The following is a 14,451-nucleotide window of genomic DNA, read 5'->3' on the forward strand; positions in this document are numbered from 1 at the left end:
ATGTTTGAAACCGTATTGATAGCCAACCGCGGTGAGATCGCGGTCCGGGTGATCCGCACCCTGCGCCGGATGGGCATCCGATCCGTAGCCGTCTACAGCGACGCCGACGCCGGGGCGCGCCATGTGCGCGAGGCCGACACCGCGGTGCGCCTGGGGCCCGCCCCGGTGCTGGAGAGCTACCTGTCGATACCCAAGGTGCTCGAGGCCGCCGCTGCCACCGGCGCCCAGGCCATTCACCCCGGCTACGGATTCCTTTCCGAGAACGCCGGATTCGCGGCCGCCTGCGAGCGCGCCGGCGTGGTGTTCATCGGGCCACCGGCCCGGGCCATCGAGGTGATGGGCGACAAGATCTCGGCGAAGAACACCGTCACCGCGTTCGAGGTGCCGGTGGTTCCGGGCATCGCCAAACCCGGTCTGTCCGACGACGACCTGGTGGCCGCGGCCGGCGAGATCGGTTACCCGGTGCTGATCAAGCCGTCGGCCGGCGGTGGTGGCAAAGGCATGCACCTGGTGGAAGAGCCCACCCACCTGCGCGCGGCACTGGCCACCGCGCGACGCGAGGCGGCTTCGGCGTTCGGTGACGACACCTTGTTCTTGGAGCGCTTCGTGCTGCGGCCGCGCCACATCGAGGTGCAGGTGCTCGCCGACCCCCAGGGCAACGTGGTGCACCTCGGCGAACGCGAATGCAGCCTGCAGCGCCGCCACCAAAAGGTGATAGAAGAGGCGCCGTCGCCGCTGCTGGACGCCGCCACCCGCGACCGGATCGGCACAGCGGCCTGCAACACCGCCCGCAGCGTGGACTACGTCGGCGCCGGCACCGTGGAATTCATCGTCTCCGCCGATCGCCCCGATGAGTTCTTCTTCATGGAGATGAACACCCGACTGCAGGTGGAACACCCCGTCACCGAAGCGATCACCGGCCTGGACCTGGTCGAGTGGCAGCTGCGGGTGGCCGCCGGGGAGAAGCTGTCCGTCACCCAGGACGACATCACCTTGACCGGGCACGCCATGGAAGCCCGGGTATATGCCGAGGACCCGGCTCGCGGCTTCCTGCCTACCGGCGGGCGAGTGCTGGCGGTACACGAACCCACCGGCACGGGCGTACGGGTGGACTCGTCGTTGCAGGACGGCACCGTCGTCGGCAGCGACTACGACCCGATGCTGTCCAAGGTGATCGCGCACGGGGCCGACCGGGCGCAGGCACTGGCGCGCCTCGACGCGGCGCTGGCCGGCACGGCGGTGTTCGGCGTGCAGACCAACGTCGAGTTCCTGCGGTTTCTGCTGGCCGATGAGCGGGTGATCGCCGGCAACCTGGACACCGAACTGCTGGACGCGCGGTCGGGTGATTTCGCACCGGTGCCCGCACCCGACGATGTGTTGGCCGCCGGTGGCCTCTATCGCCAGTGGGCGCTGGCCCAGCTCGGCCGCACGGATTTGTGGGCGGCCCCGAGCGGATGGCGAATCGGCGCGGCGGCTCCGGTGCGTACCGAGATGCACACCCCGCTGCGCACCGAGACGGTGTCGGTGTGGGGTCTGCCCGATGCCGCGCAGGTGCAGATCGGTGACGGCGAGATCCAGAGCGCCAGCGCCCATGTCGAAGGCGACCAGCTGATCGCCACGGTGGCCGGGCGGCAACGCCGCTACCTGTTCGCCGAGGATGACGGTCAACTGTGGATCTGCGACGAACGCGGAAGCTGGCAGCTGCGAGAGGCCGAAGTGGTGCGTGTGCACCGCGGCGGCGCAACCCGCAGCGCAGAGATCGCCAGCCCGATGCCGGGCACCGTGATCGCCGTCAGTGCCGCATCGGAATCGACTGTCGGCGAAGGTAATCCGGTGGTCGTGGTCGAGGCGATGAAGATGGAGCACACCCTGACCGCCCCGATTTCCGGCCGGGTGCAGGTGTTGGTAGCGGTGGGCGATCAAGTGAAGGTGGATCAGGTGCTGGCGCGGCTGATCCCGGAGGAAGAGACCGAGGAAGCGAAATCATGACCACCATCGAGGCAGGAACCCTGCCGAGCCACTACCTGGACCTGCGCGACACCGTCGCCGAGTTCGCCCGCACCGTCGTCGCTCCGGTGGCGGCCAAGCACGACGAAGAGCACAGCTTCCCCTACGAAGTGATCGCGAAGATGGGGGAGATGGGGCTGTTCGGCCTGCCTTTCCCCGAGGAGTACGGCGGCATGGGCGGCGACTACTTCGCCCTGGCGCTCGCCCTGGAGGAACTCGGCAAGGTCGACCAGTCGGTGGCGATGACCCTGGAGGCCGGGGTGGGCCTGGGGGCGATGCCGATCTACCGGTTCGGCTCCGACGAACAGAAGCAGACCTGGCTGCCGGATCTGGTGAGCGGTCGGAGACTGGCGGGATTCGGCCTGACCGAACCGGGCGCCGGCTCCGATGCCAGCGGCACCAGGACCACCGCCCGCCGCGACGGCGACGAGTGGGTGATCAACGGCACCAAGCAGTTCATCACCAACTCCGGTACCGACATCACCTCGCTGGTGACCGTCACCGCCGTCACCGGAACCCGGCCCGACGGCAAGAAGGACATCTCCACGATCATCGTGCCCTCCGGCACAGCGGGATTCACCGTGGAACCGGCGTACAACAAGGTCGGCTGGAACGCCTCGGACACCCACCCGCTCACCTTCGCCGACGCCCGCGTTCCCCAAGCCAACCTGCTCGGTGACGAGGGCCGGGGCTACGCGAACTTCCTGTCCATCCTCGATGAGGGCCGTATCGCGATCGCCGCGGTCGCCACCGGGGTGGCGCAGGGCTGCGTGGACGAAAGCGTGAAATACGCCGGCGAGCGTGAGGCGTTCGGCCAGACGATCGGCTCCTACCAGGCGATCAGCTTCAAGATCGCCCGGATGGAGGCCCGGGCCCACGTCGCCCGTACCGCCTACTACGACGCCGCCGCGAAGATGTTGGCGGGCAAGCCGTTCAAGAAGGAGGCGGCGATCGCCAAGATGATCTCCTCGGAGGCGGCGATGGACAACGCCCGCGACGCCACCCAGATCCACGGCGGCTACGGCTTCATCAACGAATACCCGGTGGCCCGGCACTATCGCGACAGCAAGATCCTCGAGATCGGCGAGGGCACCACCGAGGTGCAGCTGATGCTCATCGCCCGGTCGTTGGGGCTGTGATGGGGAAGTCCTCCGCCGAGTGTGAATCCTGCGACGCCGTGTCGGCGTGTCGCGTCGCAGGATTCACACTCGGCGCCAGAAAGAGCGGAAGGGAAACGGCGTGAGCAAGACGGTCGAGCAGCGTGGGCTGTGGTTCGAGGAGTACGAGATCGGCACCATCTACGCCCACCGGCCCGGGCGGACCATCACCGAAGCCGACAACGTGCTGTTCACCACGCTGACCATGAACACCCAATCGCTGCACCTGGATGCGGCGTGGGCGGCCCAGCAGCCGGGTTTCCGCGGTGAGCGCCTGGTGAATTCGATGTTCACGCTCTCCACGCTGGTCGGCCTGTCGGTGTCGCAGCTGACGCTGGGCACCATCGTGGCCAACCTGGGCTTCTCGGAGGTGTCGTTCCCCAAGCCGGTGTTTCACGGCGACACGCTGTACGCCGAGACGGTCTGCACCGACAAGCGGGAGTCCAAGAGTCGCCCCGGCGAGGGCATCGTGACGTTGGAGCACGTCGGGCGTAACCAGAACGGCGACATCGTCGCCCGCGCGGTACGCACCACGCTGGTGCGCAAGAAGCCCGCGGGGGACCAGTGAGCACCGGTCCGGCCTGGCTGTTCTGCCCGGCAGATCGCCCGGAGCGATACGGCAAAGCGGCCGCGGTCGCCGACGTGGTGATCCTGGACCTGGAAGACGGTGTGGCCGCGGCGGATCGGCCCGCCGCCCGCGAAGCGCTGCGGAGCACACCCCTTGACCCGGAGCGGACCGTGGTGCGGGTGAACCCCGCCGGGACCGAGGACCAGGCCCGCGACCTGGAGGCCTTGGCCGACACCGCCTACACCACGGTGATGCTGGCCAAGACCGAATCTGCCGCACAGGTCGCCGCGCTGGAGCCACGGCAGGTGGTGGCCCTGATCGAGACGCCACGCGGCGCGGTGTTCTGCGCCGAGATCGCCGCCGCACAGCAATGCGTCGCGATGATGTGGGGCGCCGAAGATCTGGTCGCCGCGATGGGCGGTGGCTCCAGCCGGCACGCTGACGGCCGGTATCGCGATGTGGCCCGCCACGTGCGCTCGAGTGTGCTGTTGGCCGCATCGACGTTCGGCCGGGCCGCATTGGACGCCGTCTACCTCAACATCGGCGACCTCGACGGGCTCAAAGCCGAAGCACTCGATGGCGCCGCGGTCGGATTCGCTGCTACGGTGTGCATCCACCCGAGCCAGATCGCGGTGGTCCGCGACGCCTATCGGCCCGCCCCGGAACGGGTTGACTGGGCGCGCAGGGTGCTCGCCGCGGCGCAGACCGAGCGCGGGGTGTTCGCGTTCGAAGGACAGATGGTCGACTCCCCGGTGCTGCGGCACGCGGAAGCCATCCTGCGGCGAGCGGATTGACGCACCAGGAGGACTGACACCGCATGCGCATCACCCAGATCATCGAGACACCGGTGCGCCTGCGCGGCGAGGTCGCCAACGCCCTAGTGGACTTCTCCCGGCACACGGTGTCACTGGTCGCGGTGGTCAGCGATCAGATCCGCGACGGAAAGCCGGTGACCGGGGTCGCGTTCAATTCGATCGGCCGATTCGCCCAGAGCGGCATCCTGGCCGACCGGATGATCCCGCGGGTGTTGCGCGCGAACCCCGGGTCGCTGCTTGACGACGCCGGCCGGATCGATCCCGCTCGGGTGCTCAGTTGTGCGCTGGCCGACGAGAAGCCCGGCGGGCACGGCGACCGGGCCGGCGCGGCGGCCGCACTGGAGCTGGCGTGCTGGGACCTCAATGCCAAGCTCGCCGACGAGCCCGCCTACCGCACCATTGCCGGGTATTTCGGCCGCGACACCGTCCCCGCCGCCGTCCCGGTGTATGCCGCCGGCGGCTACTACTACCCGGGTGACGACTCGGACGCGGGCCTAGATCGGCTCCGCAGCGAGATCCGCGGCTACCTCGACATGGGCTACGACGCGGTCAAGATGAAGATCGGCGGCGCGTCGACGAGCGAGGACCTGGCGCGCATCGAGGCCGTGATCGACATCGTCGGCAGCGGTGCCCGGGTCGCCGTCGACGCCAACGGCCGATTCGATCAGGCCGACGCGGTGCAGTGGGCGAAGGCGCTGCGCCCCTATGGCCTGCGCTGGTACGAAGAGCCCGGTGATCCGCTCGACTTCGCGTTGAATGCCGCGGTCGTTGCGGCCTACGACGGTGCCATCGCGACCGGAGAGAACCTGTTCTCGGTGCGTGACGCGACCAACCTGGTTCGTTACGCCGCAATGCGGCCGGGCATCGACATCTTCCAGATGGACGCCGGACTCAGCTACGGCCTGACCGAATACGCCCGAATGATCGAGGTACTGGAAGCGAACGGCTTCGATCGTCGCTTCGCCTTCCCGCACGGCGGGCACCTGATCAATCTGCACATCGTGGTCGCGCTGGGCCTGGGCGGCTGCGAGTCCTACCCCGGGGTGTTCGCACCGTTCGGCGGCTACGCGCCGGGTTGTGTGCTGGCCGAGGGCACCATCGCGCCGACCGACGCCCCGGGCTTCGGGCTGGAAGAGAAGCCCGACCTGGCCGCCGTGATCGCCGACCTGGTGGGATGAGCAGATGAAGATCGCGGTCATCGGTTGCGGCGCCATGGGTTCCATCTACGCCGCCAAGCTGGCGGCGGCCGGCAATGACGTGCTGGCCGTGGACCGGTCACCCCAGCACGTCGAGGCCATCGCCGCGGGCGGCATGCGGATCAGCGGGCCTCAGCCCGACCAGGTGGTTCCCATGCGCGCGGTCACCACCGCGCCGGATGAGCCGATGGATCTGGTGGTGCTGGCGGTCAAGGCTGCCGACGTCGCCACCGGGGCCAATCAGGCACTGCCGCTGCTCGGCGAGAACACTTCGGTGTTGACCATCCAGAACGGACTCGGGTCGGCCGACACCGTCGCCGACATCGTCGGTGCAGCACGGGTGGCTGTGGGTATCGCCAGTGGATTCGGGGCCTCACGTCCCGCCCCGGGGCATGTGCACCACAACGCGATGCGCGCCGTCCGATTCGGCGCCTATGCGGCGCTGCCGTTTTCGACTGTCGATCAGATCGCCCGGGTGTGGTCGGAGGCGGGATTCGACGCGGCCGCGGTCGCCGACATCGCCGCCATGCAGTGGGAGAAGCTGATCTGCAACGCCGCCTATAGCGCGCCGTGCGCGCTGACCGGTATGACGGTGGGGCAGGTCATGGACGACGCAGACTTGGGCCCGGTCAGCCGCGCCACCGCAACCGAGGCCTGGACGGTGGCCCGCGCCGCCGGAATCGGCATCGATGTGGCAGACGCGGTCGCGCATGTCCGGGCCTTCGGCGCACAGATGCCGAACGCCAAACCGTCTGCGCTGCTGGATCATCTGGCCCGCCGAGTCAGCGAGATCGACGTCATCAACGGCGCCGTGGTGCGCACAGCCGCGCAGGTGGGGGAGCAGGTTCCGGTGAACGCCACGTTGACCGCGCTGGTCAAAGCGGTTGAACGTCAGTGGTTAACGCCCTAGGGCTGAACACCACGCCGACCGGCGTTCAGCTCTGCCCGGTTTGCTCCGACGGCGCTAGCGTGGATTGGCATGACCGATGACAAGGCTCGGGTGGACCTGAGCGGGTCCCCGCAGACCATGCTCGCGACGCTGTACGCCAAGGCACTGGATGCCGATCTGCCCGAACCCATCCTGGGAGATCGCTATGCCAAGGAAGTGGTCGCACGCATCGACTACGACTGGCGCAAGACCACCATCACCGCGGCTCGATCACCGTCGGTGACCACCCGTGCGGCGCACTTCGATGGCTGGGCCCGCCGATTCCTGGCGGCCAACCCCGACGCCGTAGTGCTGCACCTGGGCTGTGGGCTCGATGCCCGATACTTCCGGTTGCAACCCGGCGACGGAGTCGACTGGTATGACATCGACTATCCAGATGTCGCCGCCCTGCGTCGGCAACTGCTTCCCGAACGACGCCACAACCACGTGGTGGCGGCGTCGGTCACCGACCTGGCATGGTTCGCCGAAATCCCTACCGGCCGTCCGACATTGATGCTCGGAGAAGGCCTGACCATGTACCTCACTGAATCGGACGGCGTGGCGTTGCTGCGCCGGGTCGTCGAGCACGCCCCGAGTGGGGAGTTGCAGTTCGACGCCTTCAACTGGCTGGGCATCAAGTCGCAATGGTCCAACGCGGTGGTACGCAAGTCCGGGGCGACGCTGCACTGGGCGATCAACGGCCCCGACGACATTCTTGCCGCGGTGCCGGGCACCCGGCTCCTGCAATGGGAGCGCTGGTTCGAGTCGGCCACCTTCGCCCAACTGCCGCGCGCCTACCGGGCGCTGGGCAGGGCGATGTCGTTGATTCCGGCGGTGGCGAACATGTCGCAGTACCACCGCTACGCCTTCTGACCTGCGCAGTCGGGGCGGACAAAACCCATTGACGAATTACGTTACGTAATGTAATTATTTAGGGCGTGAGTCGGCCACAGCGGATGCCACAGTGACGGCGGGCCCAGACCCGGCCCCGGCCGGTCGCGGACGTCCGCGTGACCCGCGCACCGAACAGGCCATCACCGAAGCCGCCCGCCGGCTGCTGGCCCGCGACGGCTACGACCAGGTGTCCATCGAGGCGATCGCCCGCGAGGCAGACGTCAGCCGACCCACCGTCTACCGGCGTTGGCCGTCGAAGACCCACCTGGTGTTCGACGCGGTCTTCGGTGCCGCCGAGGTCGGTGACGTGCTGACCAGTTCGGGCGATTTCGAAGCCGACCTGCGCCAATTCGTTGCCGGCGTGTTCGAGTTCTGGCGCGCCCCGGACGTGGCTGCCGCGGCACTGGGCATCCTGGCCGATCGCCACCGCGACCCGGAACTGTTCATCCGCACTCAACAGCTGCTGGACGAGACGACCCGCACCGCGTTCGGGGTACTGGTGAGCGCCGGCATTGAGCAAGGCGTGCTCGATGCCGACATCGATATCGAGATCGCCTATGACGCATTGGTGGGCACCAGCTTCTACGTCGCCCAAGTCTTGGCCACCGACACCGTCGATGCCGCCGCCGACAGACTGTGCACCTTGCTGCTGCAGGGAATGAGAAAGAAGGAGAACCGGGATGAGTGACGAGTTATCGGATCTGTCTGAGGCATTCGGGTCTCTGCTCGACGAGGTCCGTGCCGTCGAGCAGCGCCTATTGAACGCCGATCCGCCGCTGGAGGAGGCCGACGTTCTCGACGGCTACCGATGGGCGTTGAGCCTGCTGCGCGTCGCCTCCGAGGCCTACATCTGGGGCGATGCGGACAAGCCGATCCTGGTCGACGTGATCGGTCCCTATCTCAAATGGGGCGGCGACAATTCGGATGCCTTCTACCAGCTGGCGCCTGTCGACCCGAGCCGCAGCTACCGGGTCACCGGTAACCGCGGCGACGCGGTCTACCTGTCCATGACCGTCTACGGCGGGCCCGACGACGGCCGCTACAGCGACCGCATCATCGACACCATCAACGATCGCGACCTCGGTTGCGACGCCGACGGCAACTTCGACTTCGTCATCAGTGCGAAAGAGCAGCAGGGTAATTGGCTCAAACTGGAGCCCGACGCTGTGTTCATCCTGACCCGCGACTACCTCACCGACCCCGGGACCGATCGGCGCGTGCAGTGGAAGATCGAGGCGCTCGATGACACTGGCCGGCGCCCCGACACCCGGGCCGACCTGGGCCGGCGGATGCGCGCGGCGCGCACCTGGATTCGTGAACAGGCCGCCATGGCCCCCGTGCGGCTACCAGCCAATGTGCTGCAGGAGCCCTACCCGGTTCCGAGCCGCACCGTAGGCTGGGCCGCCGGTGATGCGGCCTATTCGATGGGGGCCTACGAACTACAGCCCGGACAGGCGCTGGTCATCGAAGGAACATCGCCGGAGTGTGTGTTCTGGAATCTGTGCCTGTGGAATCCGTTCCTGCACACCTACGACTACACCCGCGAGCGGGTCACGATCAACGGCGCGCACGTCACCTACGCCCCCGATGGGTCCTGGCAGATCGTGATCAGCGAAACCGATCCCGGGCATCCGAACTGGGTGTCCACCGCGGGCCGGTCCAAAGGCCTGATCTGGCTGCGCTGGTTCCTGCCCGAGGCCACCCCCGACCCACTGACCTGCCGGGTCGTCGACGTCGCAGAGCTGGCCTCATGAGCGCCGCCACCCGTCCGGGCGCCATCCGGCTCGAAGACCTTGCCAACCCGGTCTTTCCCGAGGCCGCCGCCCCGATGCGCGACGGCCTGGCCGGCTACGGCGCGGTCCTGCAACTCACACCGGAAGCCCTGCTGCAGGCCGCAACCGAACGAACTGGCCTCGACAATTGGGGCGACAACGGATTCCGCGAACGCCTCGACGTGCTGTGCGAGTCGCTGGTCACCGAGGCCGACCTGTCCGGCGTCGGCCGGGCGATGGCGTTCGAACAACTGGTGGGCCACCTGGTCAACCGGCTTCGACTGGAAGATCTGATCGCGGCGAATCCCGAGATCGAGAGCGTCGAGATCGAGCGCCCGATCATCATCTGCGGGCTGCCACGCACCGGCACCACGCACCTGCACAACCTAATCGCCGCCGACCCGGCGCTGCGCTACCTGCCGTACTGGGAGAGCATGGAGCCGGTTGCCACGCCGGGCGAACCCGATCCGCAGGCCAGGCGTGACCGCTGCGCCGTCGGCCTGGATCTGATCAACACCTCGATGCCCGACTTCAAGCGCATGCATGACATGACCGTCGACCACGCGCACGAAGAGATCCAGCTGCTGGGCAACGACATCTCCGGAATGCTCTTCGAATGTAGTTACTACCTACCGACATTCGCGCAGCACTACAAGACGCACGATCAGACCGCTTCGTACGCTTACATGAAGCGCACCCTGCAGGCGCTGCAATGGCTGCGCGGTGGGACCCGCTGGGTGCTCAAATCGCCGCAGCATCTGGAGCAGTTCCCCGCGCTGTATGCCACGTTCCCCGACGCCACCTTCGTTGTCACCCATCGGGATCCGGTCGAGGTGACGCGATCGATGGCGACCATGATCAGCTACGCGGCACGCATGGCCTGCGACCAACCCGACCCGGTCAAGATCTCGAAGTATTGGCTGGACCGGGCCGACGATCTGCTCACCGGCTGCCTGCGCGACCGCGACGTGCTGCCGGCGACGCAGTCCGTGGACGTGCGGTTCGAGGACTTCATGGCCGACGAGGACGGGACCGTCGCCGCCATCTATGAGCTCGCGGGCCAGCCCCTTGACACCCGGGCCAAAGACGCGATGACGCAGTTCTGCGTCGAACACCCCCGCGGGCGCTACGGCGCGGTCGACTACCAGCCGGCCGATCTGGGGCTGGATGCCGACGACGTGGCGAACCGCCTGCGCGCCTACCGAAACCAATTCGTCGAAGACTAATGGGAGAAGCCATGAATCAACCGATATCCGCTGAGGCGTGGGTCGCCACCGAACTCGGTGACCCGGCCAAAGTGCTGGCCCGCCAGAGCGTCGAGGTACGCGCGCCGGGACCCGGTGAAATCCGGGTCGCCGTCAGCGCGTTCTGCCTCAATTTCAACGACATCGACATCATCGGTGGCCGGTACACGACGCTGCCACTGCAGCCGCCGTTCGTGCCCGGCATGGAGACGGTCGGAGTCGTGGAAAGCGCCGGCCAGGGCGCCGAACATCTCATCGGCCGGCGCATCGTCGGCATCCCGGTGATGGCCTTCGGCGGGTACGCCTCCTACGCGATCGTGGATGCGGCGACCGCGCTGGATCTGCCGGCCTGGGTCAGCGACGTCGACGGCGCCGCCCTGCACTACCCGTTCCACCTGGGCTGGTTCGCATTGCGGGAACGCGGCCGCCTCAAGCCGGGGGAGACCCTGCTGGTGCACGCCGCCGCGGGCGGTACCGGATCCGGCGCGTTGGTGCTCGGCAAGGCGCTGGGCGCACGGGTGATCGCCACCGCCGGAAGCGACGAGAAGGTCGCGTTCTGCAAGGAACTCGGCGCCGACCACGCGATCAACTACCGCAACGGTGACTGGGTTGAGCAGGTCATGGAACTGACCTACGGCCGTGGTGTCGACGTCGCGTTCGACGCGGTCGGCGGCGACGTGGCGGTGGAGACCTTCAAGTGCATGGGTTTGAACGGCCGGTACCTGATGGCCGGGTTCGCCCAGGACATCGCCCTGGAGGACGGCGACTACCTCTCGCCACGGCCCATCGCCTACAGCAACTTCGACGTGTGCGGGGTATGCCTGGTCTACGTCAACGACCCGGTGGCGATCCGGCGCACCCTGGGTTTCAACTGGCCGGCCCGCTCGGAAGGACTGGAGGCCCACGCGAAGATCCTGGAGCTGCTGCGCACCGGCAAGATCCGTACCGTCGTCGGCGCAGAGGTTCCCTGGGCCGACCTGCCGAATGCCTTGGAACGCATGGCCGCCCGCCAGACCACCGGCCGCCTGGTGGTCAGCACCGGCCATCACGGGTAACTTGCCCGGAGCAAACCGATGGCTTTCGATGCCTAAGGTCACTTCCGGCTGAGCGCACGGCCACCGTAGCCTGGCGAACATGATCCAGTTGGGCCCGCCGCCCCCGGCGCCGGTCGTCAAACCCCGCCGCCGGGGCGGACCGCGCGGGCCGGTCTTCCTGGGCGCCAACATCGTGGTGCTGGGCTGGCTGGTCGTCGCGGTCGCGTTGCTGGTCGCGCACAACGTCGTTGCGCACCCGATCTGGCTGCCGGTGCACGCGCTGCTGCTCGGTGCGGCCACCAACGCGATCGTGATCTGGTCGGGACACTTCACCACCACGCTGTGCCGGGTTCCCGACCTGCCGCAATGGCACCTGGTGGCCAAGCTGTCCCTGCTCAACCTCGCCGTGATCGCGACCCTGGCCGGAGTGGCCTTCAACACCGAGGCCCTGACCGGGATGGGTGGCACGGCCGTGGCCGTGGTCGCCGTCGCCCACGGCGTCGAGTTGATCGCGATGAAGAAGCGCGCCCTGTCGGCGCGCTTCGACTACCTGGTCGGTTTCTACCTGGCCGCCATCGCAGCGCTGCTGGCCGGATCGGCGACCGGTGCTGCCATGGCTTTCGGTGTGGCCCGGTGGTATGCACGGCTGTGGACCACCCACGTGCACGTGATGCTCTACGGGTGGATCGGCCTGACGGTGGTGGGCACCTTGTTCACCCTGTGGCCCACCACAATCCGGGAGAAGATCACCCCGCGCAGCTTTGCCATGGCCCAACGCGCGCTGCCGACGCTGACGGTGGGCCTATCCGTCGCGGCTGCCGGTCTGCTCACCAACAGCTGGTGGCTGACCGCGGCAGGACTGTTGGGTTATGCGGTCGGAGTCGGCGTGTCCATCCTCGGGTTGTGGCCAGGGCGCAGCTTCACCGGACCGGCGGCCTGGATGCTGGTCGGCGCGACGGCCTGGCTCGGTGTTGCCGTCCTGATCGAGACAGTCCGGCTGATCGCAGGCCGCTCGGTCGATGTGCTGCCGGCGTTCGTGGAGAACACTCTGCTTCCGCTGTTGGCGGTCGGATTCGTCGCCCAGATCCTGTTGGGTGCCCTGAGCCAGCTGCTGCCGATCCTGGTGGCCAACGGCCCACCCGTTCGCAAAGCCGTCATCGGCTATCTGGACCAGGGCTGGCAGGCCCGGGTGTGCGCGATCAACATCGCCGTACCACTGGTCGCCGGGCCGTGGCCGCCGCCGCTGCCATTGATCGGCTGGGTGCTGGCCGCGGTCGCGGTCGCCAGCTTCGTGCTGCTGGCGCTGCGGCTAGCGCTGCCCGTGGCGCTGCGCGGCCCGCTCGACATCGACGCAATCGCGCCGCATTCTCGGGCGGTCACCGGGGCGGTCGCCGTTGCCGCGGTGGCCGCGGTGGCCGCCGCGCTGGGGCTTGGGATCGGCGGTCCCGCACCGTCGGGGGCCGCCGGTATCTCCGGGGAGGCACGCACCGTCGACGTCACGCTGAAGAACATGCGGTTCTCCCCGGACGTGATCAATGTGCCGGCCGGAACCCGGCTGGTGCTGCGCGTCACCAACATCGACGGATTGCCGCACGACTTGTACGTCGACACCGGCGAACACACCCCGCGGTTGAGCCGCGGCCAGACCGCGGTGCTGGATCTCGGTGCGGTGCAACAGGACCGCGAGGCGTGGTGCGACGTACCCGGTCACCGGGCCGCGGGCATGACGATGACGATCCACGCCATCGGTGGTGCCCCCCGCCATGAGCACACCGGTGCGGGGCATGGTGGTCTGCCCGCGCCGACGGTTTTGGACCTGGCCGCCGATCCGTCCCCGGGCTGGACACCGCGCGATGCGGTGCTCGCACCGGCGACCCCGGGCGTGCATCGGGTGGAACTACGCGCCGTCGACCGGGAACTGGAGATCGCGCCCGGCCGCCGGGAGATCCGCTGGACCTTCGGCGGCGTCGAACCGGCGCCGACGCTGCACGGCAGGGTCGGGGACACCTTCGAGATCACATTGATCAACGACGCGACCATGGGCCACGGAATCGACTTTCACGCTGGGGTGCTCGCACCGGACCAACCGATGCGCACCTTGGCGCCGGGGGAGCGGCTGGTCTACCGGTTCACGGCGCACCGGGCCGGCGCCTGGCTCTATCACTGCAGTACCCCGCCGATGGCGCTGCACATCGCCAACGGCATGTACGGGGCGGTGATCATCGACCCACCCGGGCTGCCGACGGTGGACCGGGAGTACGCCCTGGTCGGCGCCCAGCTCTACGCAAGCGCACCGGATTCCGACGCCCAAACCACGGCCATCCGCGCCGGCCAGCCCGACGGTTGGATGTTCAACGGCACCGCGGCTCAGTACATGCATGCCCCGCTGCCGGCGCGCACCGGCGAACGGGTGCGCGTCTGGGTGGTCAACGCCGGTCCTGGCGACTCGATCGCATTCCACGTCGTCGGGTCGCAGTTCGACACCGTGTACAAAGAGGGCGCCTGGCTGCTGCGGCCCAATGATTCATCGGCCCCGGCGGGAGGAGCGCAGGTCCTCGACCTGGCGCCCGCCCAGGGCGGCTTCGTCGAGCTCACCTTCCCCGAGCCGGGCCATTACCCGTTCATGGATCACGACATGCGGCACGCGGAGAACGGGGCGCACGGGATCTTCGAGGTGACGGGTTAGCCCAGAACCGTCGCCCCGCCGCCAAGCCGCCCAGCCGCCCCGCCGAGCGTGAAGTTGTCTTCACTCTCGGAGCGGCAGATTCATACGGTCAGTGCAACATCCATTGATCTGGGGGTTGTCATGCCGAGTGGGTATCCGCATTCGTTGGCG

The 14,451-nt window shown here is 68.1% G+C and carries 11 protein-coding genes and 1 pseudogene; all 12 read left to right on the forward strand.

Translation table 11 applies throughout. The features are described from left to right. The 12 genes and pseudogenes from ACJH5R_RS22040 (at window position 1) to ACJH5R_RS22095 (ending at window position 14,301) form a co-directional block, all read left to right on the forward strand. Window positions 1-1,989, forward strand: a complete 1,989-nt coding sequence (locus ACJH5R_RS22040; RefSeq protein ID WP_406782929.1) for an acetyl/propionyl/methylcrotonyl-CoA carboxylase subunit alpha — start codon at window positions 1-3, stop codon at window positions 1,987-1,989. Then, window positions 1,986-3,146 (forward strand): acyl-CoA dehydrogenase family protein, encoded by a 1,161-nt coding sequence (locus ACJH5R_RS22045; protein WP_406782930.1) that lies wholly within the window; start codon window positions 1,986-1,988, stop codon window positions 3,144-3,146. Before ACJH5R_RS22040 ends, ACJH5R_RS22045 begins: the two co-directional genes overlap by 4 nt. Then, window positions 3,146-3,732, forward strand: a pseudogene (locus tag ACJH5R_RS22050) (MaoC family dehydratase). Before ACJH5R_RS22045 ends, ACJH5R_RS22050 begins: the two are co-directional and overlap by 1 nt. Continuing rightward, window positions 3,729-4,526, forward strand: a complete 798-nt coding sequence (locus tag ACJH5R_RS22055; protein ID WP_406782931.1) for an HpcH/HpaI aldolase/citrate lyase family protein — start codon at window positions 3,729-3,731, stop codon at window positions 4,524-4,526. The pseudogene ACJH5R_RS22050 and the gene ACJH5R_RS22055 overlap by 4 nt, the downstream one beginning before the upstream one ends. 23 nt (window positions 4,527-4,549) lie before the next feature. Then, window positions 4,550-5,725, forward strand: a complete 1,176-nt coding sequence (locus ACJH5R_RS22060) for an enolase C-terminal domain-like protein (RefSeq protein WP_406782932.1) — start codon at window positions 4,550-4,552, stop codon at window positions 5,723-5,725. 4 nt (window positions 5,726-5,729) lie between these two features. Then, window positions 5,730-6,653 (forward strand): ketopantoate reductase family protein, encoded by a 924-nt coding sequence (locus ACJH5R_RS22065; RefSeq protein ID WP_406782933.1) that lies wholly within the window; start codon window positions 5,730-5,732, stop codon window positions 6,651-6,653. Between the two features lie 69 nt (window positions 6,654-6,722). Then, window positions 6,723-7,544: a class I SAM-dependent methyltransferase gene (locus tag ACJH5R_RS22070; protein ID WP_406782934.1), complete on the forward strand. Its 822-nt coding sequence runs from the start codon at window positions 6,723-6,725 to the stop codon at window positions 7,542-7,544. Between the two features lie 91 nt (window positions 7,545-7,635). Then, window positions 7,636-8,253: a TetR/AcrR family transcriptional regulator gene (locus ACJH5R_RS22075; RefSeq protein WP_406782935.1), complete on the forward strand. Its 618-nt coding sequence runs from the start codon at window positions 7,636-7,638 to the stop codon at window positions 8,251-8,253. Then, window positions 8,246-9,319: a DUF1214 domain-containing protein gene (locus tag ACJH5R_RS22080; RefSeq protein ID WP_406782936.1), complete on the forward strand. Its 1,074-nt coding sequence runs from the start codon at window positions 8,246-8,248 to the stop codon at window positions 9,317-9,319. Before ACJH5R_RS22075 ends, ACJH5R_RS22080 begins: the two co-directional genes overlap by 8 nt. After that, window positions 9,316-10,563: a sulfotransferase family protein gene (locus ACJH5R_RS22085; RefSeq protein ID WP_406782937.1), complete on the forward strand. Its 1,248-nt coding sequence runs from the start codon at window positions 9,316-9,318 to the stop codon at window positions 10,561-10,563. Before ACJH5R_RS22080 ends, ACJH5R_RS22085 begins: the two co-directional genes overlap by 4 nt. A gap of 11 nt (window positions 10,564-10,574) precedes the next feature. Further along, entirely contained in the window at window positions 10,575-11,636 is a 1,062-nt protein-coding gene (locus tag ACJH5R_RS22090; protein WP_406782938.1) for a zinc-binding dehydrogenase, read from the forward strand. A gap of 79 nt (window positions 11,637-11,715) precedes the next feature. Then, window positions 11,716-14,301 carry a multicopper oxidase domain-containing protein gene (locus tag ACJH5R_RS22095; protein ID WP_406782939.1) on the forward strand — a complete coding sequence of 862 codons (2,586 nt, stop codon included), beginning with the start codon at window positions 11,716-11,718 and terminating at the stop codon, window positions 14,299-14,301. Window positions 14,302-14,451 lie beyond the last annotated feature (150 nt).

The sequence above is a fragment of the Mycobacterium sp. SMC-19 genome (assembly GCF_045310815.1).
Lineage (GTDB): Bacteria > Actinomycetota > Actinomycetes > Mycobacteriales > Mycobacteriaceae > Mycobacterium.